Annotated in this window: 18 protein-coding genes; 14 read left to right on the forward strand and 4 right to left on the reverse strand. The window is 60.6% G+C overall.

The features are described 5' to 3' along the window. The first annotated feature begins 4 nt into the window (after positions 1-4). From PspS49_RS03825 to PspS49_RS03870, 10 genes are read left to right on the forward strand one after another with little or no spacing between them, the layout of a single operon-like run. Complete coding sequence (locus PspS49_RS03825; RefSeq protein ID WP_160038201.1) at positions 5-1279, forward strand: beta-ketoacyl-[acyl-carrier-protein] synthase family protein; 1275 nt, start codon at positions 5-7, stop codon at positions 1277-1279. Position 1280: 1 nt separating this feature from the next. Beyond that, complete coding sequence (locus PspS49_RS03830) at positions 1281-2339, forward strand: beta-ketoacyl synthase (RefSeq protein WP_160038203.1); 1059 nt, start codon at positions 1281-1283, stop codon at positions 2337-2339. Further along, positions 2336-3631: a beta-ketoacyl-[acyl-carrier-protein] synthase family protein gene (locus tag PspS49_RS03835; protein ID WP_150749634.1), complete on the forward strand. Its 1296-nt coding sequence runs from the start codon at positions 2336-2338 to the stop codon at positions 3629-3631. Before PspS49_RS03830 ends, PspS49_RS03835 begins: the two co-directional genes overlap by 4 nt. Continuing rightward, positions 3628-4836: a beta-ketoacyl synthase N-terminal-like domain-containing protein gene (locus PspS49_RS03840; RefSeq protein WP_160038205.1), complete on the forward strand. Its 1209-nt coding sequence runs from the start codon at positions 3628-3630 to the stop codon at positions 4834-4836. Before PspS49_RS03835 ends, PspS49_RS03840 begins: the two co-directional genes overlap by 4 nt. Before the next feature lie 54 nt (positions 4837-4890). Next, complete coding sequence (locus PspS49_RS03845) at positions 4891-7761, forward strand: aminotransferase class III-fold pyridoxal phosphate-dependent enzyme (RefSeq protein ID WP_160038207.1); 2871 nt, start codon at positions 4891-4893, stop codon at positions 7759-7761. 9 nt (positions 7762-7770) lie between these two features. After that, positions 7771-8508, forward strand: a complete 738-nt coding sequence (locus PspS49_RS03850) for a 3-oxoacyl-ACP reductase family protein (protein ID WP_160038209.1) — start codon at positions 7771-7773, stop codon at positions 8506-8508. Continuing rightward, positions 8505-9269: an SDR family NAD(P)-dependent oxidoreductase gene (locus PspS49_RS03855; RefSeq protein WP_150749630.1), complete on the forward strand. Its 765-nt coding sequence runs from the start codon at positions 8505-8507 to the stop codon at positions 9267-9269. The genes PspS49_RS03850 and PspS49_RS03855 overlap by 4 nt, the downstream gene beginning before the upstream one ends. A 50-nt stretch (positions 9270-9319) precedes the next feature. Continuing rightward, positions 9320-10570 (forward strand): DUF1302 family protein, encoded by a 1251-nt coding sequence (locus tag PspS49_RS03860; RefSeq protein ID WP_238786351.1) that lies wholly within the window; start codon positions 9320-9322, stop codon positions 10568-10570. A gap of 59 nt (positions 10571-10629) precedes the next feature. Continuing rightward, positions 10630-11466 carry an outer membrane lipoprotein-sorting protein gene (locus PspS49_RS03865; RefSeq protein WP_160038213.1) on the forward strand — a complete coding sequence of 279 codons (837 nt, stop codon included), beginning with the start codon at positions 10630-10632 and terminating at the stop codon, positions 11464-11466. Between the two features lie 32 nt (positions 11467-11498). Next, entirely contained in the window at positions 11499-14114 is a 2616-nt protein-coding gene (locus tag PspS49_RS03870; protein WP_160038215.1) for an MMPL family transporter, read from the forward strand. A gap of 69 nt (positions 14115-14183) precedes the next feature. Here PspS49_RS03870 and PspS49_RS03875 read toward each other — a convergent pair whose 3' ends face one another. From PspS49_RS03875 to PspS49_RS03885, 3 genes are all read right to left on the reverse strand, one after another. Next, on the reverse strand, positions 14184-14594 hold the full coding sequence (locus PspS49_RS03875; protein WP_127925750.1) for a MerR family transcriptional regulator: 411 nt from the start codon (positions 14592-14594) through the stop codon (positions 14184-14186). 200 nt (positions 14595-14794) lie between these two features. Beyond that, positions 14795-15370, reverse strand: a complete 576-nt coding sequence (locus PspS49_RS03880; protein WP_034154374.1) for an NAD(P)H-dependent oxidoreductase — start codon at positions 15368-15370, stop codon at positions 14795-14797. Positions 15371-15425: 55 nt separating this feature from the next. Next, entirely contained in the window at positions 15426-16307 is an 882-nt protein-coding gene (locus PspS49_RS03885) for a LysR substrate-binding domain-containing protein (protein WP_160038217.1), read from the reverse strand. A gap of 219 nt (positions 16308-16526) precedes the next feature. Between PspS49_RS03885 and PspS49_RS03890 the strand changes: the two genes are divergently transcribed. Continuing rightward, the gene (locus tag PspS49_RS03890; RefSeq protein ID WP_160038219.1) at positions 16527-17291 is read left to right on the forward strand and encodes a sulfite exporter TauE/SafE family protein; all 765 of its coding nucleotides are present in this window, start codon (positions 16527-16529) and stop codon (positions 17289-17291) included. Here PspS49_RS03890 and PspS49_RS03895 read toward each other — a convergent pair. Continuing rightward, a complete protein-coding gene (locus PspS49_RS03895; protein ID WP_160038221.1) occupies positions 17245-17595 on the reverse strand; it encodes a putative quinol monooxygenase in 351 nt (116 codons plus the stop codon). The genes PspS49_RS03890 and PspS49_RS03895 overlap by 47 nt on opposite strands. Positions 17596-17779: 184 nt before the next feature. Between PspS49_RS03895 and PspS49_RS03900 the strand changes: the two genes are divergently transcribed. From PspS49_RS03900 to PspS49_RS03910, 3 genes are all read left to right on the forward strand, one after another. Next, entirely contained in the window at positions 17780-18370 is a 591-nt protein-coding gene (locus PspS49_RS03900) for an NAD(P)H-dependent oxidoreductase (protein WP_038357444.1), read from the forward strand. Between the two features lie 108 nt (positions 18371-18478). Continuing rightward, complete coding sequence (locus PspS49_RS03905) at positions 18479-19390, forward strand: LysR family transcriptional regulator (RefSeq protein ID WP_095119571.1); 912 nt, start codon at positions 18479-18481, stop codon at positions 19388-19390. Positions 19391-19493: 103 nt separating this feature from the next. Then, entirely contained in the window at positions 19494-20387 is an 894-nt protein-coding gene (locus tag PspS49_RS03910; RefSeq protein WP_160038223.1) for an NAD-dependent epimerase/dehydratase family protein, read from the forward strand. Positions 20388-20391: the final 4 nt, after the last annotated feature.

Here is a 20391-nt window from a genome sequence, read left to right on the forward strand (position 1 = left end):
TCTCATGCGGGCACGAGAAGTCTATGTGAGCGGGTTCGGCCTGGTGGCGCCCATGGCGCTGGACGCTGCCACGTTGTTCGAGCGGATTTGCCGGAAGCAATCCTGTGTCCGCGAACATCCCCGGTTCAAGGCGCTGGGATTTCACAACAGCGCTGCCGGGTTTATCGATGACGCGCAGTGGCAGCAGATCGGTGCCGGTTTCGGCGGTAACGCGGCGCTGCACCCGCGACAAAGTGTGCTGGCGGAGTACGTCGCCCGGCAGGCGCTGGAGCATGCCGGCCTGACACCGGCAGATTTTGCCCACAGTCGCAGCGGTCTGTTTCTGGGCGCCAACAAGTACTGTGCCGACAGCCACGACCTGCATCGTGTCAGCCGTTGCATGAATGAGGCGGGGCGCGTCGACCTCGACCGTCTGTTGGATAATCCGCCATCGCCCGGCGCGATCTTCAACAAACGAGTCGATCAACAAACACAACACCTGGCCGATCGGCTTGGTATCCGCGATCACATCTCGACCCATTCCGATGCCTGTGCCGCGGGCACCATGGCCATCGGCAGTGCTTACCGGGCCATCGAGCGCGGTGAGATCGATCTGGCCATTTGTGGTGCCGTCGAGTTGATGGCCAACGAATTGCCCTACTACATGTTCAACAGTCTCGGCGCGCTCTGTCAGGCCGACTTGCCGGCGAGCGAACAAAGCCGCCCGTTCATGCCTGACCGCAGTGGTTTTGTGCTCAGCGAGGGGGCGGCCATGGTCGTTCTCGAATCCGCTGAACACGCCCAACGACGCAAGGCTGCGCCACTGGGCCGGGTGCTCGGTTACGCGAATGTCTGCGAGGCGCAGAAAATGACCTCCAGCAGCCGGGATGGCAGCAAATACGAGGAATGCATGGAAGCTGCAATCGAAGATGCGGGGCTGCTGCGCAGTGCCGTGCAACACGTCAACACCCACGGCACCTCCACCCAGGCCAATGACAGTTGTGAAGCGCTGGCCTTGCAGCGGTTGTTTGGCGGCTGCCAGGACTTCATGACCTTCACCGCCAACAAATCAGCCGTCGGCCATTCATTGGCCGGCAGCGGTGCAATCGAAGCCGTGCTGTCGCTGATGAGCCTGCGTGACGGTGTGCTGTTACCTACCTTGAATTACGACCCTGAACGTGCCGAATACCCATCGCTGAAGTTTCTGAGCGAGCCGCTTCGCCAGTCGATCAACGTGGTGATGTCCAACTCGTTCGGTTTCGGCGGTATCAACAGTTCGCTGGTTCTGGGAAGGGCATGACATGAACAGAGCCATCTATCTGCACGCCGCTGCTGTCCTGAACACGGCTGGCAGCGAATGTGCCGACTTGCTCGGCACACCGCGTTCTGCACAGCCACTGACCTTTGATACGCGACGTCTGGCCTTTGCATTGCCGACGCCGCGTCTGGCGAGCGATTTGTTCGATCGCAAGATCCAGCGCAGCGTCGAGCCGCAGGGTTTGCGTCTACTGCATTGCGCAGCACGGCTGGCACCATCGCTGGCGGCGCTGCAATTGCCCGCCTCGCGCGTTGCGCTGACCGCGGCCATTCCCGAAGTCGACGCACCGAGCCCTTGTTGGGACGCGGTGCAGGCGATCATCGAACAGCCACACAAACAACTCGGCCAATTGTTGGCCAACACGCCGCCCTTGCATGCGCTGACCCTGCTCAACAGCAGCGTAATGGCGTATGTGGCCGAAGCGCTCGATTGCCACGGGCCCATGGGGGGCTTCTGTTCCCAGGACAACGCCGGGCTGGATGCGCTGATCGAAGCCAGCCAGCAGATTGGCGAGCGGCATGCCGACGCCGCGCTGGTGGTCAGCAGCAGTCCGAACCTGACACCGGCCCTGTACCTGCGCGAGCCGGATCAGGCGAACGAGCCGGTTTTCGGTGAGGGCGCCGCGGCGCTGTTGCTGGCGTCAACACCACCCGCGGATACGACACACGTCTTGCGCGTAGCCGGGTTCGCTCGGGGTTACAGCGCGGATCCGCAACGTTCTTTAGCCGTAGGCCAGCGCGTGATCGACCAGGCCTTGAGTCTGGAGAAACTGCGCGTGGGCGACGTCGAACAGGTGGTCGGCAATTACGCTGACGGGCAGTTGATGAAGTTGCTCGAAGCCTTCCCGCGCGAGATTCGCAGTACCCGCGCCATGACCGGTGAACTGGGCGCCAGCGGCTTGCTGACTGAAGTAGCCCTGACCTTGCACCTCAGTCATGAGACGACAGCGACGCCAGGCTACACGCTGCTTGTCAGCCACACTCGCGCCGGTCACTGGGGCGCGTTGCTGTTGTGCAGTGAAACCATGGAGAAGCACGCATGAGTGCGACACGGATTGTGATCACCGGCATGGGTGCCGTCACCGGTTTCGGTTTCGAATGGCAGACCCTCTGGGAAAAAATGCTCGGCGCCGAACATTGCGTGCGGCCATGGCAGCCGGACGACCTGCAAGAGGCCTCGTTCGCGGTGCGTTATGCAGCGCCCGTCGACATGAGCCTGTTGCCGGAAAAACTGCACAGCCACGCGGCGTGGACCCTGCCACTGGAGAAACGCAGCCGCTTTGGCTGGGTGGCCGCCACGCAAGCCGTCAACGACAGTGGCCTGCAACCGGAGCAATTGCGCGGCGCAGCGGTTCTGTGTGCCTCTGGCGCGCCGCAACACATGCTCGCCGACATGCTCCTGACCGCCGCCCCGGATGGCGCAGCCCCGGGCTGGCAGCACTTGATGCCGCGTGCCGGGCAAGTAAATGCCGATGGCTCGCTGCGTCAGAGCAACGACCGTCTGGCGCGAGTAATCGCCGACGATCTGGGCTGCGAAGGCCCCGTGATCAATATCAGCAGTGCCTGTGCGGGTGCCTCCCAAGCGATCGGTAATGCCTTTCAGATGATCCGTCGTGGCGAAGTCAGCGTAGCGCTGGCCGGCGGGGCCGACTCGGTGCTCAATCTCGACACCATGGCTGCGCTGTACCTGCTCGGCGCCGCTTCGGGAGAGCAACGCTGGGGCGCCGACCTGTGTCGGCCGTTCGATCGTGACCGCAGCGGGCTGATCGCCGGCGAAGGCGGCGGTTTTGTCGTCCTCGAAAGCCTGGAACACGCCTTGGCGCGGGGCGCCACACCCTATGCCGAAGTGCTGGGTTTCGGCAGCAGCCTGGACGCTTATAAAGTCACCGCACCACAACCCGAAGGACGCGGCGCGGCGCTGGCGATGCAGGCCGCACTCGACGACGCCGGGCTACGCCCGCAGCAGATCGATCTGATCAACGCCCACGGTACCTCGACGCCGCTCAACGACGTGGCCGAAACCCTCGCGATCAAAAGTGTGTTTGCCGAGCACAAGCACTATCAAGCCTTGGCTGTCAGTGCCAACAAATCGCAGTTCGGTCACCTGATCGCGGCGGCCGGCGCACCCGAATGCATCGTTACCGCATTGGCCTGCCTGAACGATCTGGTCACGCCCACGGTGAACCTGCACGACGCCGACGAACAGTGTGATCTGGATTATTGCGCCGGTCAGGCCGTCAGTCGTCGCGTGGATTACGCACTGAGCAATTCTTTCGGTTTTGGCGGCCTCAACACCTCGCTGGCCCTTGGCAAATATCGGGAGCACGGACAATGAGCAATGCCTCTGCACGTATCGCCATCACCGGCAGCGGCTGTGTGTTGCCCACCGGCTGGGGTGTCGAGCGTTTCTGGTCGGCAGCCCGCGAAGGTCGCAGCGCGATCTCGGCCTTGCAGTCGCCGCTTTTCCACAGTGAGCGTGTCGTCGCGTTCGGTCACGTCGCTGAGGACGATCATCAACGCAGTCGCCAGGACGTTGCACAAAACCTCCAGCGTTATTGTCCGCCGGCAGTGATCTGGGGCGTCAGCGCCGTGCGTCAGGCATTGGCCGAGGCAGGGCTTGAGCCGGGCCGCGACGACGTACGTTTTGGTCTCTATTGCTGCCAGGGCGGTTACACCCATCCGTCGCTCGCTTCTTACGGCGAACTGTTGCATGAGTGTCAGACCGAGACCGGTGCCGACATGCAGCGTCTGGCCAAACGCGTATTGCAGGAGCGCGCGCTCGACCCGTTTCTGGTCCTCAAAAGCCTCAGCAACGGTTTGCTCGGGGTGGTCAGTCTGGCGTTGAAACTGGAGTGCGAAAGCAACGCTTACATGCAAGGCGTCGCCGGCAATCTGGCGGCGCTACGCGAGGCCTGCGCCGCGCTGCAAAGCGGTCGAGTGGATGCGGCGATTGTGGTTGGCGCCGGCAGTGAACTGGATCCGCTGGCGCTGGCCGCACTGGCCGAGGCTGGCGTAATCAGCACCGATGCTTCGCAAAGCCTGCGCGCCTTCGATCGCCAGGGCAGTGGTGGTATTGCCGGCGAAGGCGCGGCGGCGCTGGTGCTGCGCCGCGCCGATGATCTGCCGGCAGGCCCGCAAACCTGCCTGACGGCGCTCTTCGCCCACCCTCGTCTGGATTCGCTGAACCTGCCGGATAAACAAGTGGATCTGCTGGTCAGCAGCGCCACTGGCGATCCGCACAAGGATGCCGATCTGGCCCGCACGCTGGCGCGAACCGGCGCCGCGCACATCACCAGCAGCACACCGCTGACCGGCATTCTAAGTGGTGCACCGAGTCTGGTTGACCTGATCTTTGCCCGGCAGGCCTTGCAGGCGCAAAGCATCCCGCCGGTCAGTGGTCTGGAACAACCTGTGGATGCGCACCTGCCGTTCGTGATCGGCGGGCCGCGCGATGCCGTGCTGCACGATTGCCTGGTCATCAACCGCGACGACAACGGCTTCAGTGCCGGCTACCAACTCGAATTTCACGCGGCTGACTGACCGTCCGCACGCAACGAAACGCAGCTGATTTTTTACTCAAGGGATAGAACTGTCATGGATTACCGCGATTACGTACGGCCGAAATTCGTTGAATTGATGCAGGCTCTGGGCCTCGAATGCCAGTTCCACAGAGCGCTGGGCAGCAAACTGTTTTACCGCGACCGCCAGGGCGATGAAGTAACCGTCACCGACTTCCTCGGTGGTTACGGCGCCGCGCTGTATGGCCACAACGATCCGCAGTTTGTCGATCAACTCGTCGACCTGTTGCGTGCCGATGTGCCGTTCAACGCGCAGATGTCGGTGCGCGGTGCGGCCGGTCAATTGGGACGCGAACTCAGTGAAGCGTTCAACCGTGAACTGAACAACAGCGAGCGCTACATTTCGACCTTCTCCAACAGTGGCGCCGAGTCGGTGGAGATCGCCGTCAAGCACGCCGAATACCGTCGTCAGAAAAACCTGCAGACGCAATTCGACGAGCGCGACTTCGCCCTCGCCAATCTGGTTGCCAGCGACAAGGCTTATGTCGAGCTGGACATCGACGATCTCGATTTGCCAGCCGGTCTGCTGCCGCAGAATCTGTCCTGCGTCACCGTGCGCCAAGTGGCCGAAGCGGTGCGTCAGCACAACCTGGCGCAGCTGCATGTCGAGCCGGTGTTCCTGGCTGTGCGCGGCAGCTTCCACGGCAAACTGGTGAACACCGTTCAGTTGACCTATGGCAAGCAGTACCGCAAGCCATTCGCCCGTTTCGGCCTCAACGTCGAGTTCATCGACCCGCAACAGCCACAGCAATTGCAAGAGCTGCCGGCCCGTCACGTGCGTCACTGGCTGAGCCTGGAATGGAGCGGCGAAACCCTGCAAGTGCGCCGCGAAGCATTCAGCGCGATCACGGCGGTATTGCTCGAGCCGATTCAGGGCGAGGGTGGCATCAACGAGTTCGCCAATGAGTTTTATCTGGGCCTGCGGCGTCTGTGCAACGAACAGCAATGCCCGCTGATCATCGATGAAGTGCAATCGGGTTTCGGCCGCACCGGCACCTTGCTCGGCGCCAGCCATTTCAACTTGCAGGGTGATTACTACTGCCTGTCGAAAGCGCTCGGCGGTGGCTTGATGAAGATTGCCGCGACGGTGATTCGCGCCAGCCACTACGAAAACGATTTCAGCTACATCCACAGTTCGACCTTTGCCGAAGATGATGCGTCCTGCCATATCGCTCTGTCGGCCTTGCGCCGTCTGTTCGAGAACGACAGCGCGATGCTCAAGGACGTGAACAAGAAGGGCGAGTACCTCAAGGCTTCGCTGCTGGAACTCAAAGCGGCCTACCCGGACGTGATCGCCGACGTGCGTGGTCGCGGCTTGCTGCTGGGTTTTGAATTGCACGACCTGACCGGCACCAGTTCGCTGGTTCAGGCTTCGGCGCAGTACAACGATGCGCTGGGCTACATCATTGCCGGCTACCTGCTGCAATTCGAATCCCTGCGCGTGGCGCCTTCGGGCAGCAACGCCAATGTGATTCGTCTGGAACCGCCGGTGTGCATCACCTTCGAAGAAATCGATGGCTTGATCGGCTCCCTGCAGAAAGTCTGCGACATGCTGCGCCGCCGCGACGCCTTCCCGCTGGCCGCCGGTGTGTGCGCCGACAGCGTCGCTGACGTGCCGGCGCGCGAGGTCAGCTTCAAGGAGATCGAAACCCGCCCAAAGTCTGACGAGAACGTGCGCGTGGTGGCTCGCGTGGCGTTCATCAACCATTTGATTGATTCGGACATGCTCAGTGACGTCGATCCGTCACTGTCGACCCTGAGCGTCGAGCAGAAGCGCGAGTTCATCAAACGCATGGCGCCCGAGCGCCGAGCTGCGCCCATCGGCCCGGTGCAGATTCGCTCGAAACTCGGCACCGCCGTGGAGTTCACCCTGTACCCGCTGTGCATGGATTCCGACGCCATGGCGGCGTACATCGCCAGCGGCGATCTGCAAACCATCCGCGAAGAAGTCGGCAACCGCATCAAGGATGCTCGCGCCGATGGCTACAGCGTCGCCGGGCTGGGCATGTACACCTCGATCGTCACCAACAACTGCCAGGCCTTGCAGATTCCTGACATGGCGCTGACTTCCGGCAACGCGCTGACCATCGGCATGGGCCTGGAAGCCATCGAACAGGGCTGCAAGCAGCAAGGCCTGGAACTGAGCGAGCAGACCGCTGCGGTGGTCGGTGCGGCGGGCAATATTGCCTCGACCTACGCCTCTCTGCTGTCGACCAGCGTCGAGCATCTGATCCTCATCGGCAGCGGCCGCGACGGTTCCCTGCGTCGTCTGGAAAAAACCGCGCAACAGATTTATGCCGAAGCCGCTCGCGCGATTCTCAAGGGTGTCGCCGAACACGATCGCCTCGCCCGTCGCCTGCAGCAAATTGATGGAATCGATGCGCTGTTGCAGGTCCACGGCAGCAGTGCCGATCTGGGGCAGCGCGTGGCGAAACTGGTCGAAGAACGCCTGGGCGCGAATGCCTTCATCACCGTCAGCAACGATCTTGATGTACTGAAACAGGCACGCATCGTGCTCTGCGCGGCGAACGCACCGCAGCCGTTTCTCTTTGCCGAGCACTTCGCCGAAAACAGCGTGATCTGCGACATCGCCGTGCCGCTGAACGTTGACCAGAACCTCGCCAGCCAACGCAGCGACGTTCTCTACATGCACGGCGGCATCGTGCAGACGCCGCTGGGCGATGGCCTGGTGAAAAACGTACGGGCCTATCTCAAGCAAGGTCAGTTGTACGCGTGCATGGCCGAGTCGGTGCTGATGGGCCTGTCCGGGATGAAACAGCACTACTCCTACGGCGACATCAGCCGTGAGCAGGTGCAGCAGATTCGTGCACTGGCGGCGACTCACGGTTTCACCCTCGCGCAGTTCAAAACCGACAACTCGCTCTAAGGAACGGTCATGCCGAATAAAGTAGCAGTGGTGACCGGTGGCAGTCGTGGCATCGGTCGGGCGATTGTCCTGGCCCTGGCCGGGGCGGGTTATCAGATCGCGTTCAGTTACGTGCGCGATGAAGTCGCGGCGATGGCCTTGCGCGATGAGGTTCAGGCGTCGGGGATCGATTGCCTGGCATTGCAGTGCGATGTCAGCAACGGCGACAGCATCAAGGCGTTTTTCGAACGGATCGATCAGCATTTTCAGCGTATCGATCTGTTGGTTAACAACGCCGGCATCACTCGCGATGGTTTGCTGGCGACGATGTCGGCGCGTGACCTGATCGACGTGATCCAGACCAACCTGATCGGCACGATGCTCTGCTGTCAGCAGGTGGTGCCGGGCATGTTGCGCCAGCGCAGCGGTTGCATCGTCAACATCAGTTCGGTGGCGGCGCAGAAGCCCGGCAAAGGCCAAAGCAACTATGCCGCTGCCAAGGGCGGGGTCGAATCGTTGACCCGTGCCTTGGCGGTGGAGCTGGCGCCGCGCAACATTCGCGTCAACGCGGTCGCCCCGGGCATCGTCAAGACCGAGATGAGTACGGCGCTGATCGGCAGTCAGGAAGAAGAAATCCAGTCGCGCCTGCTGATCAAACGCTACGCCGAACCTGAAGAAATTGCCGAAGCGGTGCTGTACCTCGCCGATCGCGGTTTGTACCTGACCGGGGAGGTCCTGCCGGTCAACGGCGGGTTGAAGATGCCATGAGCCGGACCATTCTGATCACCGGAGCGGCGAAAGGCATCGGCCGCGCGGTCGCCGAGAACTTTGCCGCCGAGGCTGGCAATCGCCTGATTCTGCTGGATCTCGATCTGGCCGAACTGCAGCGCTGGGTCGATGAGCAACAGGAGCAGATCCAGGCGCGGGTCGAAACCCATGCGGCGAACATTGCCGACCTGCCGGCTATGGAGGCGTTGTTCAAGACCCTCGGTTCGCAAGTCGAATATGTCGATGTGCTGGTCAACAGCGCTGGCATCTGCAACGAGAACGAGCCGGAGGATCTGCACAACTGGCACAAGGTGATTTCGGTCAACCTCAACGGCACGTTCTACGTGACCTCGCTGTGTCTTGCGCTGATGCCCGACCGTGGGCGGATCATCAACATGTCGTCGATCCTCGGCCGTGCCGGCAAGGTGCGCAACACTGCGTACTGCGCGTCCAAGCACGGCATTGTCGGCATGACCAAGGCGCTGGCACTGGATCTCGCTTCGCGGCAAATCACGGTCAACGCGATTCTGCCGGCGTGGATCGATACGCCGATGTTGCAGGGTGAACTGGCGACGCAAGCGGCGATTGCCGGGTTGACCCAGGAACAGATCGTACGCAACGCGAAGAAGAAACTGCCGATGCGCCGTTTCATCCAGAGCGAAGAAGTGGCGGCGATGGTGCGTTACCTGGCCAGCCCCGAGGCTGGCGGGGTGACCGCGCAGAGTCTGGTGATCGATGGCGGTGTCGGGTTGGGAATGTAACGATGCCTCGATTTCACAACAGTCACATCGTGGGTGCGGTGTGGGCGTGCATGGCTGCGCCCGGCGCGATGGCCGAATTGACCGTCGATGATCTCAAGCCCGATTACGCCGACGGTGAAGTCGGCGTGGCCACGGCTTTGCGCCTGCACGGTGACGATCAGGTCACGCAGAAAGCCGTGTATTTCAAGGCCAACCTGGAAGACAACTGGGAGGGCGGTTACTACAAGGCCAAGGGCCGCGTGCGTTACGACGCGCGCTATGACGGCAACAATCCGTACAGCGAACGGGCACGCGACAAATACCGTTTTGACGCCGATTGGCGGCACCTCTACGTCGGCCATTCGCTGGGCGACGGTGAAGTGACAGTGGGCTGGCAGCAAGTGGTCTGGGGCCGCGCGGATGAATTGCGCGTGCTCGATCAGATCAACCCGCTGGACTATCGCGACGGTCTGACGCCGCTGCTCGAAGACAGCCGCATCGCCGTGCCCATGGTGCGCTTTGCACAACCGGTGGGCGAGTGGGAGCTGGAAGCGCTGTGGATCACCGACTTCGTGAAAAACCAGGCGCCGGTTGAGGGCAGTGAATTTGCCGCGCCACTGTTTGCCGCGCCGGACCCGCAGTATTTTCTGCTCGACTCCAAGCCCGGCTATGACGGCGACAAGGGCTATTCCTATGGCTTGAGCGCCAACGGCCGGATCGGCGCGGTGGACACCAGTTTTGTTGCCTTGAGCGCCCGTCAGCAAGACCCGGTGTACGCCGTCGAAGGCCTCGCCGATGACGGTCGTACGCGACTGGAACGGCAGTTTCCCCGTTACACCATGGGCGGTGCGGGGCTGGCGATCGACGCCGGGCACAGCATCGTGGTACGCAGCGAGGTCGCGTATTTCGACAACTGGCGCGTGACCAATCCGACCCGCGCCTACGGTGCCGACAGCACGCCCATGGTCAAGTCGCTGCTGGGTGTCGACTACCTGTTGCGCGACTGGCTGATCTCCGCGCAGTGGCAGGAGCAGGTGTTGCTCGACTGGCAGGACGGCATGTTGCAGGACAAACACGAACCGCTGTTCACCCTGTCGGCCGAAGGCACCCATTGGCAGGACCGCCTCAAGAGTCGTCTGGTGGTCGCTGGCTCACCGCCGTTTCAGGACGACGCCTTGCTGCAAGGCATCTTCACCTACAAGCCGGTCGACTACATCAAGCTCGGCCTGGAAGTCGACGTGTTCTTCGGCAAGCCCGAGAAGACTTTCGGCGAGTACAGCAAGCGCGATCAAGTGCGGCTGTCGGTCGGCTATCTGTTCTGACCCATCACGCCTGCCGCTCTCGCGCGCAGGTGCATTCATCCAACGAAAAGGAAGTTGTTATGTTGCCGTTTTTGAAAAGTCTGACCACCGCCGCTTTGATCCTTGGCAGTGCTTGCGCCAGTGCCGCCGAGGCCGGCAATGCCGATGAGATCATCCGTCAGGTGCGCGATCGCAATGACGGGAACAGCTTCATGTCCCAGGTTTCGCTGATCCTGCATGACAAGAAAGGCAATACCCGCGTTCGCGAGTTCACCTACCTGCAAAAGGATTACGCGGACAGCGACAAGTTCAGCATGTACTTTTCCGCGCCGACTGACGTGCGTGACGTTGCCTTCCACATCGAAAACCCGCACGAAACCCTCGGCCTGGAAGACAGCCAGTGGATGTACCTGCCAGTCAGCCGCCAGACCCGCCGCATCTCCACTACCGACAAGCGTGGCTCGTTCATGGGCAGTGAGTATTCGTACGCTGATCTGGACAAGATCCGCGTCAAGGATTACTCGCAGAAACTCGTGGGTGAAGAGCAGATCAAGGGCCGCGACTGCTACGTGATCGAGCGTGAACCGGCATCTCCCGAGGTGCTGGCCAAGACCGGTTACAACAAGCTGAAAGTGTGGATCGACAAGCAGAATTTCCTGGTCATGCGTCAGGACTTCTTCGACGTCAAAGGTGTGCTGATCAAGCAGATGCGCACGCAGAAAGTCGCGACCATCGACTCGATCGACAGCATCGTGCTCAGTGAGACCGAGCATTTCATCGACGGCACCCGTTCGGAAATGCGCTTCAACCAGTTGCAGTACAACGTCTCGCTGGAAGATCGCCTGTTCACCCAGACCGCCATCAAGCGCGGGCTGAAAACCGGTGACCTGCCGGAATTTGCCGTGTCTGCCCGCTAAGCGCCGCCCCCGACGAACTGGAACCCTTGATCATGGAAAGATATCTGAATTTCGTCGAGCGCTATGCGCGGGCGATTGTTTTCCTGCTGGTGGCGATTACGGCGTATTTCACCTATACGCTGGGCGCGCTGGTGTCCGACACCAACCCTTATCTGCTCAAGGAAAGCCACCCGGCGCGCAAGACCATCATCGATTTGCAGGGTGAGTTCACCGGCACGTTCGACTCGGTGATGGTGGCGCTGAACAATCCACAGACGGTGTTCAACAAAACCACGCTCAACGCGCTGTTTTCGATGTCGCAGTCGGTGCGCAAGATGATTCTGGCCAACGATGCCGACAAGGAGCAGTTGGCGCAAATCGTGGCCCGGCATGCAGACGACAGCCGTGCGCAGTTGTTGACCCGGGACATTCTCGAGGGTGGCTTTTCGCAGAACGATTACGCCAACGCCAAGGCATTGCGTGATCATGCTCAGAGCCAGAACTGGGACGCCCATGATCAGTTGTTCCTGACCTTTCTCGCCGAGCGGATCAACCCGATCCGCGAAATGGCCTCGATGGGCGACCTGGAAAACATCGTCCTGACCGACGACGGTGAGCTGTTGATTCACAAAACCCTGAATGCCTATGACATGGACCCGGCGCTGGTCGAGTCGCAGATCATGGGCAACGAATTGATGGTCGACGGGGTGGTGTCCAAAGACAAGAAAGTCGCGATGCTGGTGGCCGAGCTCGGCACCAAGCAGGACGACGCTCAGGCGCAACTGCGGGCTTATCAGATCGTGCGCGGCATCGTTGCGCAATATCAGGCCGAGCACCCGGAGTACAAGGACGAAATCTTCATTGCCGGCATGCCGATCTTTATCGCCGCGCAGCAGGAAATCATTGATCACGACCTGGCCGTGCTTTTTCCGATCGTGTTTTTGCTGATCACACTGCTGCTGATCTTCTTCTTTCGCAAACCGCTGGGCGTGCTGTTGCCGCTGTTCAACATTCTGTTCTGCACCATCTGGACCTTGGGCCTGATGGCGCTATTGCGCGTGCCGTTCGACCTGCTGACCAGTGTGCTGCCGGTGTTCCTGTTCACCATCTGCTGCTCGGATGCGATCCACGTGATGGCTGAGTATTACGAGCAGAAAAACGCCGGCAAGAGCAATCGCGAGGCCAACCGCGAAACCCAGCGCTTGATGGTGGTGCCGGTGGTGTTGACGACCGTGACGACCATCGCCACGTTCATGATTTCCACCACCAACAACATTGTCAGCATCCGCAATTTCGGCGTGTTCATGTCCATCGGCCTGACCGCGGCGCTGATCATTTCGCTGTTGCTGATTCCGGCGTGGATCTCGATCTGGGGCAAGGATCAGCCGCAGCAAGCCAAGGCTGTCGTGCACCAGGAATCGATCATCTCGCGGTATCTGGTGGCGTTCTGTGCCTGGATGATCCGCTTTCGCAAACCGGTCCTGATGGTCATGCTGCCGCTGCTGGCACTGGCCACGGTGTTCACGTTCCGCGTCGATATCGAAGACTCCGGCATCGCCTACTTCAAGCCGGAAAGCCACATTCGCGTGTCCGATCAGTTCATCAACCACGCCAAAGTGGCGGGGACGGCGCCGGGCTGGATCGCCATCGACAGCAAAGAACCACGCGGCGTGCTGACCACCGAAGTGGTGCAGTTCATCGACAAGCTCGACCACTTCATCAAACAGCAACCGAACGTCAGTTACGGCTACTCGCTGGCCACGTACGTCAAGCGCATGAACCTGGTGCTCAACGACATGAACCCGGATTATCTGCGGGTGCCGAATGCCGTGGAGAAGGTCACGTCAGTCAATGACGACGGGCAGGTCGAGCGTTTTGAAGTACCGGGCAATTCGCTGATCGAGCAGCACGTGATGCTGTTCGAAAACGGTGGCGGTTCGGACCTGAACAACGTGCTCAACGCCGATTTCTCCAAGGCCTTGACCCTGTACACCATGACCTCGTCGGTCGCCAGCGACTATCAGGGCATGCTCGACCGCCTCGATGCCTGGTTGCTGATCAATAAACCGGCCAACCTGGAGGTGACCCACGCCGGTACACCGTTGATCTGGACGGGTGTACTGCAGGAAATCACTCAGGGCCAGGTGCTGAGTTTTTCCCTGGCCTTGCTGGTCGTTACGCTGATGATGATGTACTGGCTCAAATCGGTGCGCCTCGGGGTGCTCGGCATGCTGACCTTGCTGACCACCTCGGTGACGGTCTACGGCTTTATGTTCCTGTTCGGCATCGAGCTGAACATCGGCACGACGCTGGTGACGTTCCTCGTGGTCGGCGTGGTCGATTACGCGGTGCACCTGCTGTCACGCATCAAGTTGCTGGTGCAGCAGGGTATTGAAATCGACGCGGCTATTTTGCAGGCGATGCACAGCGTCGGCCGTTCGACGGTGATCAACGTGGTGATCTTCTCCGTAGGCTTCATGGCGCTGCTGTTTTCCGACTTCAAGCCGATTGTCGATCTCGGCGCATTGGTGGCGATGGCGCTGTTTTCCAGCGGGGTCATGACCATTGTCCTGGTGACGCTGGTATCGCCGTGGTTCTTTGCGGCGATTGCGCCGGTGCATGCGCCGGTTCAAGCGCTGCGCACAGAAGGGGAGGCGGTACCGGGCTGACTCGCCAACGACCGGGCGCGCCTGCCCTGAGACGACAGGCGAGCCCGGTCATGCGGCGCAGAAGGGTTTTCAGTTCAGTGTATTGACCGGGTTTTTTTCGCCATAACGGGCAATGCGCTCGAACTGGCATTCCTGGCGCGCATCGTTGAGGTTGCTTTCGAACGCTTCGAGGCCGTCGTGCAATTGCTGCAAATCGCCGATCTGGGTCACCAGTTCGGCTTTTTTTTCGGCAATGGCTCGTTGCGCCATGTCCCACGGGAATTCGTCGCCGCGGTAGTTGTTGAGGATCACCTGCAGCTCTTTGAGCTTGAAGCCCAATTGCTGGGCGCACTTGATGAACGTCAACACCTCGACACTTTGCTGGCTGTAGATGCGGTATTTGCCTTCACGCTTGGGTTCGGGCAACAGGCCGATTTCTTCGTAGTGGCGAATGCTTTTGACAGTGGTGCCCGACAGCTGGGCGGCTTTGCCGATATACATAAAGGTCCGTCTCGATGGTCAAACATAGCGTAGCGCGATCAGGCGTCATGCCGGATCGGCGGCGATTATATGTCCAATACCATCTGAAAATTGCAACTGCGCGTAAATGACGTGCACAGGCGACGGACGGGCTCGTGGAGGGAACCCGAAGAGGCACTGACGGCGGCTTGTGCGCCGTCAGTTGAGGCGGCTGGAAAACCTTAGACGGCGGCGGTCACGCGCGCCTTTTCCAGCCAGGCATCGCGCTGGTTTGGCTTGGAGCCAAGGATCGGCCCGAAGGTCAGCGTCTTCAGTGGCTTGATGCCGCAGAATTCCAGCGTGGTCTTGCGCATCTGATTCAGCCCCGGCATGCCATAGATCCATTTGTAGTACCAGTACGGCGTGTCCATGGTCACCAGCAAATGCGCGGTGCGGCCCTTGAGCAGCTTGTCGGGGAAGGCTTTTCCTTCGCGGTATTTGAAAGCGAAACCCGGCAGGAAAATCCGGTCGACGAAGCCTTTCAACAGTGCCGGAATCCCGCCCCACCAGATCGGATAGACGAATGTCAGGTGCTCGGCCCAGGTGATATCGGCCTGGGCTTGCAGCAGGTCCGGTTCCAGTGGCTGCACCTTGTTGTAGCCTTCGTGCAGGACCGGGTCGAACTCCAGTGCATCCAGACGCAACAGCCGCACCTCATGCCCGGCGTCCTTGGCGGCCTGAACGTAAGTCTCACTCAATGCCCCGCAAAAGCTGTCGGTGGAGGGGTGACCCAGTATCACGAGCATTCGTTTGCTCATTGTGTGTACTCCTGAAATGAAGCTCACAGGATAGAGTCTGCCCCTAGCGGTAGAGTCAAGGCACCAGCGCATCAAACAAGGCCCGGGCGTAACCGGGCAGGTGGTCGAAATCCCGTGCGCACAGTTGCAAGGTGCGATGGGCCCAGACTTCGTCCAGCGGCCGGCACGTTACCGAGTGCACCGCCGCCCAGCGCTCGATGGCTACCTTGGGCACGATGGCCAGCCCCGCACCTCGCGCCACCATGCGCATGACGCCCTCGAAGCCATCGGCGCGGATCCGGATCGACATGCGCTGGCCGATGTGCAGCGCTTGTTCCTCCAGGTGAATGGCCAGCGCGCTGTGGCTGCCAAGCGCCACATAGTCGTGCGCCAGGGTTTCACCAAACGTCAGCGACGCCTGACTCGCCAAAACATGGTCTGGGGGGAGGATCAGCACCAATGGATCATCGCGAAAGGGTCGGGTTTGCAGACCGTGGGTGTCGACCGCATCGGAGACGATCCCGAGGTCCGCCGCGCCCTGACGCAAGGCGTGGGTGATGCGCGCGCTGGGCAGTTCCTGCAAGTCGATGTCGAGATTGGGGTGATCACGCAGGAAGTCCGCGAGTACTTCCGGCAGGTATTCGGTGATCGCCGTGGTGTTGCACAGTAAGCGCACCTGACCTTTGACGCCTTGGGCATAGTCGGCCAGATCCTGCTGCAGGCGTTCGGCCTGTTGCAGGAGGATGCGCGCGTGCTGGGCCAGCGCCTTTCCGGCGGCCGTCGGTGTGACGCCACGGCGGCCGCGCTCAAGGAAATCGCTGCCGAGCGAGGCTTCCATGGCGCGGATTCTGGCGCTGGCGGCGGCCAGGGATAAATGGCTTCGGGCGGCGCCGGCGGTGATATTGCCGGTGTCGAGGATGTGCAGATAGAGGCGCAGGTCGGTGAGGTCGAAGTGCATGGTTGGCAGCCTCTGGTTTTTGTGGTGTCTGGGCGGCCCCCTTCGCGAGCAGGCTCGCTCCCACATTGGATGGGTGTCGTACACAAATCCCCTGTGGGAGCGAGCCTGCTCGCGAAGGGGCCAGAAGACTCAATGGAAAAATCAGCCTCTTGCTAAAAGAGAGGCAGCCTCAGTATATGGCAGATTTTCAGCCAACCCGGACTGGCGCAGAGTAGCGCCATGAACACTCTCACAGACTTCTACCAACACCTCGGTCTAGCCCTGTCCTTGCTGGTCATCACGACCTTCATCCTCGCCGGCCTGATCAAAGGCGTCATCGGCCTCGGCCTGCCCACCGTTGCCATGGGCTTGCTCGGTCTGGCTATGGCGCCGTCGCAGGCAGCCGCACTGCTGATCATCCCGGCAACCCTGACCAATGTCTGGCAACTGGCATTCGGCGGACATTTGAAAGGACTGATCAAACGCCTCTGGCCGATGCTGCTGATGATCTTTCTCGGCACCGGCGTCGGCACAATGTGGATCGGCATGGCAGCCGGGCAGTGGGTGGTACGCGGACTCGGCGCGGCACTGTTGCTCTATGCGTTGAGCGGATTGTTTTTGCCAACGCTGAGTGTCAATCCACGTCATGAAGGCTGGCTGGGTCCGGCGTGCGGTTTGATCACGGGTGTCATCACTTCGGCCACCGGCGTCTTCGTGATCCCGGCGGTGCCGTACCTGCAAGCGCTGGGGTTAAATCGCGATCAACTGGTGCAGGCGCTGGGCCTGTCCTTCACCGTTTCAACGTTGGCACTGGCCGCTGGATTGCTCTGGCGCGGCGCCCTAGGTGGCGGCGAACTCACGGCCTCACTGCTGGCGTTGATCCCGGCGGTGCTGGGCATGTTGCTCGGTCAATGGCTGCGCCAGAGGATCAGCGCCCTGCTGTTCAAGCGGGTGTTCTTCATCGGTCTGGGCGCGCTCGGCGCCCATTTATTGATCTGCGGTTAGCCGAGGCCTCGCTGAGCATTTCAATCTGGCGGATATCAAAATCACGCTCCAGATAATCCATGCGTCGCTCAAAGAATGCCTTCATGTGCGGCAGATTCGAGTGCACGTCGAGATGCGCCTGGGACGCCCAGATCTCGTAGAAGATGAACAGCGTCGGATCTTCCTTGTCGCGCAGCATGTGGTACTCGATACAACCCGGCTCAGCGCGACTCGGCTCGACATAGGCGCGAAATAGCGCTTCGAAAGCCTCGGCTTTTTCCGGGCGGGTCTTGGCGTGCAGGATAAAACCCAAGCGTTCACTCATCACAACGACTCCTAAAATTCAGAATGCCGCGGATGTTATTGCAACAATCAACGATAGATTCGTGCCTTTTGATCAAATGTATTTTGCGCAATCAGGCCTTATTCCGCGCGAGGCGGATCGTTAACCTGCCGCCATTCCAGTTTCCCTTCTCCATCCAGCCCACTGGCTGCGCCGAGGCTTTCTCATGAAAAAAGTGCTGTTGCTCAATGGCGGTAAAAAATTCGCTCACTCCGACGGTCGCTACAACGCCACCCTGCATGAGGCCGCGCTGAGCGTGCTCGATCGTGGCGGTGTCGATGTGAAAACCACGTTCATCGACGAGGGCTACGACGTTGCCGAAGAGGTGGCGAAATTTCTCTGGGCCGACGTGATCATTTATCAGATGCCTGGCTGGTGGATGGGCGCGCCATGGACGGTGAAAAAGTACCTCGACGAAGTCTTCACCGAGGGCCACGGCAGCCTCTACGCCAGCGATGGCCGCACCCGTTCCGATGCGTCGCAGAAGTACGGCAGCGGTGGCCTGATTCAGGGCAAGCAATACATGCTGTCGCTGACCTGGAATGCACCGCAGCAGGCGTTCGATGACCCGACTGACTTCTTTGAAGCCAAAGGCGTGGATGCGGTGTACTTCCCGTTTCACAAGGCCAATGAATTTTTGGGTATGACCGGGTTGCCGACCTTTTTGTGTGTCGACGTGATGAAACGTCCGAACATCGAGGCTGATGTGGCGCGTTATGAGCAGCATTTGACCGAGGTGTTTGGTCTCAAGGGCTGAATGGTTTCGGGCTACTATCGGTGGTAACAGCAAAAGATCGCAGCCTGCGGCAGCTCCTACAGAGAGTTGCAGTCATCGGCGATCTTGGCGATTTCAAAGAGGACACCCGTGAAAGCCAGATCCGATGAGTTGCAGATTTTCGTCTGCGTGATCGAATGCGGTTCGATTTCCGCCGCCGCCGAACAGGTCGGGCAAACGCCGTCGGCGGTCAGTCGTACGTTGTCGAAGCTGGAAGCCAAGCTCGACACCACGCTGATCAACCGCACCACGCGGCGCATGGATCTGACCGAAGAGGGCAAGTACTTCTTCGAGCAGGCCAAGCTGATTCTCGATCAGATGGAGCAACTCGAAGAGCGCCTGTCCTCGCGCCAGCAAACCCCATCCGGGCGCTTGCGGATCAATGCCGCATCACCGTTCATGCTCCACGCGGTGGTCCCGTACATCGACGAATTCCGTCGGCTCTATCCGGACATCCAGCTCGAACTCAACAGCAATGACCTGATCATTGACCTGCTGGAACAAAGCACCGACATCGCCATCCGTATCGGCACTCTCGCCGATTCGACGCTGCACGCGCGCTCGCTCGGCTGCAGCCCGCTGTTGATCGTCGCCAGCCCCGCCTACCTGGAAAAACATGGCGCGCCGCAGCAAGTCGCCGATCTGAGCGAACACACCTTGCTTGGCTTCACCCAGAACGAAGGCCTCAATCAATGGCCGCTGCGCTATGTGCACGGCGACCGCTGGCCGATCACCCCGGCGATCAGTGCTTCCAGCGGCGAGACCGTGCGCCATTTGGCGCTGGAAGGGCAGGGCATCGCTTGCCTGTCGCACTTCATGACCATCGATGACATCCGTGCCGGGCGCCTGAAAGTCCTGCTCGGCGAATTCAACAGCGGTTATCGCCAGCCAATCAACGCCGTTTACTACCGTAACTCGCAACTGGCGCTGCGCATTCAATGCTTCCTCGACTTCATCCAGAGCAAACTCGCGGCTTACGCCAGCGCCGACTTCAAGGGCTGATTCGTGACCTCTGCGCAAGAGTGAATTGGGCGGGGACGGGTTTTTCCCCCCGGCTCACGGGCAGATACTCGTCCCATCACTTACTCACGCAGGGAGTTTCTCCATGAACGTATTCGTCACCGGCGCTGCCGGTTTTATCGGCGGCTCGATCGCTACCGGTCTGGTCAAGGCCGGGCATCAAGTCACCGGTCTGGTGCGCAGCGCCGAACAGGCTGAAGAGCTGAAAGCCATCGGGATCACCCCGGTCATCGGCACTCTCGACGACAAAACACTGCTCGCCGAACAGGCCCGCGCTGCCGACGCGGTGATCAACGCCGCCAGCAGCGACCATCGCGGTGCAGTTGAAGCGTTGCTCGATGCCTTGCGCGGTTCGAACAAAGTGTTCCTGCACACCAGCGGTTCGAGCATCGTCGGTGATGCCTCGGGCGGTAAATCCAGCGATGTCATCTACTACGAGGACAATCTGCCGGAGCCGACCGTCGACAAGGCCGCCCGCGTGGCCATCGACAACCTGATCCTCGCGGCGGCGAAGGACGGCGTGAATTCCGCCGTTATCTGCAACACGCTGATCTACGGCCACAGCCTGGGCGTCAATCGCGACAGCGTGCAATTGCCACGACTGCTCAAGCAAGCACGCAAAAGCGGCGTGGTGCGCCACGTCGGTACCGGCCAGAACATCTGGTCCAACGTGCACATCGAAGACGTCGTCGCCCTCTACCTGCTAGCGCTGACCAAGAACGTCCCGGGCACGTTCTACTTTGTCGAAAGCGGCGAAGCCTCGTTCATCGACATGACCACCGCCATGGCCGAAGCGCTGAACCTGGGCCAACCACAAGACTGGCCACTGAAAGACGCCGAAGCCGAATGGGGCTACGAAATGGCCAACTACGGCCTCGGCTCCAACAGCCGCGTACGCGGCAAACACGCCCGTGAACTGCTGGGCTGGGCACCGAAGCGCACGTCGGTGGTTGAATGGATTCGTAACGAAATGGTGTGAGTCG

It is taken from the genome of Pseudomonas sp. S49 (genome assembly GCF_009866785.1).
GTDB lineage: Bacteria > Pseudomonadota > Gammaproteobacteria > Pseudomonadales > Pseudomonadaceae > Aquipseudomonas.

What these genes read in the sequence shown, in the direction of transcription:
- PspS49_RS03870 (WP_160038215.1), top strand. Translation starts at nt 11,499, where the DNA reads ATGGAAAGATATCTGAATTTCGTCGAGCGCTATGCGCGGGCGATTGTT.
- PspS49_RS03880 (WP_034154374.1), bottom strand. Translation starts at nt 15,370, where the DNA reads ATGAGCAAACGAATGCTCGTGATACTGGGTCACCCCTCCACCGACAGC.
- PspS49_RS03900 (WP_038357444.1), top strand. Translation starts at nt 17,780, where the DNA reads ATGAAAAAAGTGCTGTTGCTCAATGGCGGTAAAAAATTCGCTCACTCC.
- PspS49_RS03860 (WP_238786351.1), top strand. Translation starts at nt 9,320, where the DNA reads ATGGCTGCGCCCGGCGCGATGGCCGAATTGACCGTCGATGATCTCAAG.
- PspS49_RS03845 (WP_160038207.1), top strand. Translation starts at nt 4,891, where the DNA reads ATGGATTACCGCGATTACGTACGGCCGAAATTCGTTGAATTGATGCAG.
- PspS49_RS03895 (WP_160038221.1), bottom strand. Translation starts at nt 17,595, where the DNA reads ATGAGTGAACGCTTGGGTTTTATCCTGCACGCCAAGACCCGCCCGGAA.
- PspS49_RS03830 (WP_160038203.1), top strand. Translation starts at nt 1,281, where the DNA reads ATGAACAGAGCCATCTATCTGCACGCCGCTGCTGTCCTGAACACGGCT.
- PspS49_RS03840 (WP_160038205.1), top strand. Translation starts at nt 3,628, where the DNA reads ATGAGCAATGCCTCTGCACGTATCGCCATCACCGGCAGCGGCTGTGTG.
- PspS49_RS03855 (WP_150749630.1), top strand. Translation starts at nt 8,505, where the DNA reads ATGAGCCGGACCATTCTGATCACCGGAGCGGCGAAAGGCATCGGCCGC.
- PspS49_RS03825 (WP_160038201.1), top strand. Translation starts at nt 5, where the DNA reads ATGCGGGCACGAGAAGTCTATGTGAGCGGGTTCGGCCTGGTGGCGCCC.
- PspS49_RS03890 (WP_160038219.1), top strand. Translation starts at nt 16,527, where the DNA reads ATGAACACTCTCACAGACTTCTACCAACACCTCGGTCTAGCCCTGTCC.
- PspS49_RS03910 (WP_160038223.1), top strand. Translation starts at nt 19,494, where the DNA reads ATGAACGTATTCGTCACCGGCGCTGCCGGTTTTATCGGCGGCTCGATC.
- PspS49_RS03835 (WP_150749634.1), top strand. Translation starts at nt 2,336, where the DNA reads ATGAGTGCGACACGGATTGTGATCACCGGCATGGGTGCCGTCACCGGT.
- PspS49_RS03885 (WP_160038217.1), bottom strand. Translation starts at nt 16,307, where the DNA reads ATGCACTTCGACCTCACCGACCTGCGCCTCTATCTGCACATCCTCGAC.
- PspS49_RS03865 (WP_160038213.1), top strand. Translation starts at nt 10,630, where the DNA reads ATGTTGCCGTTTTTGAAAAGTCTGACCACCGCCGCTTTGATCCTTGGC.
- PspS49_RS03850 (WP_160038209.1), top strand. Translation starts at nt 7,771, where the DNA reads ATGCCGAATAAAGTAGCAGTGGTGACCGGTGGCAGTCGTGGCATCGGT.
- PspS49_RS03875 (WP_127925750.1), bottom strand. Translation starts at nt 14,594, where the DNA reads ATGTATATCGGCAAAGCCGCCCAGCTGTCGGGCACCACTGTCAAAAGC.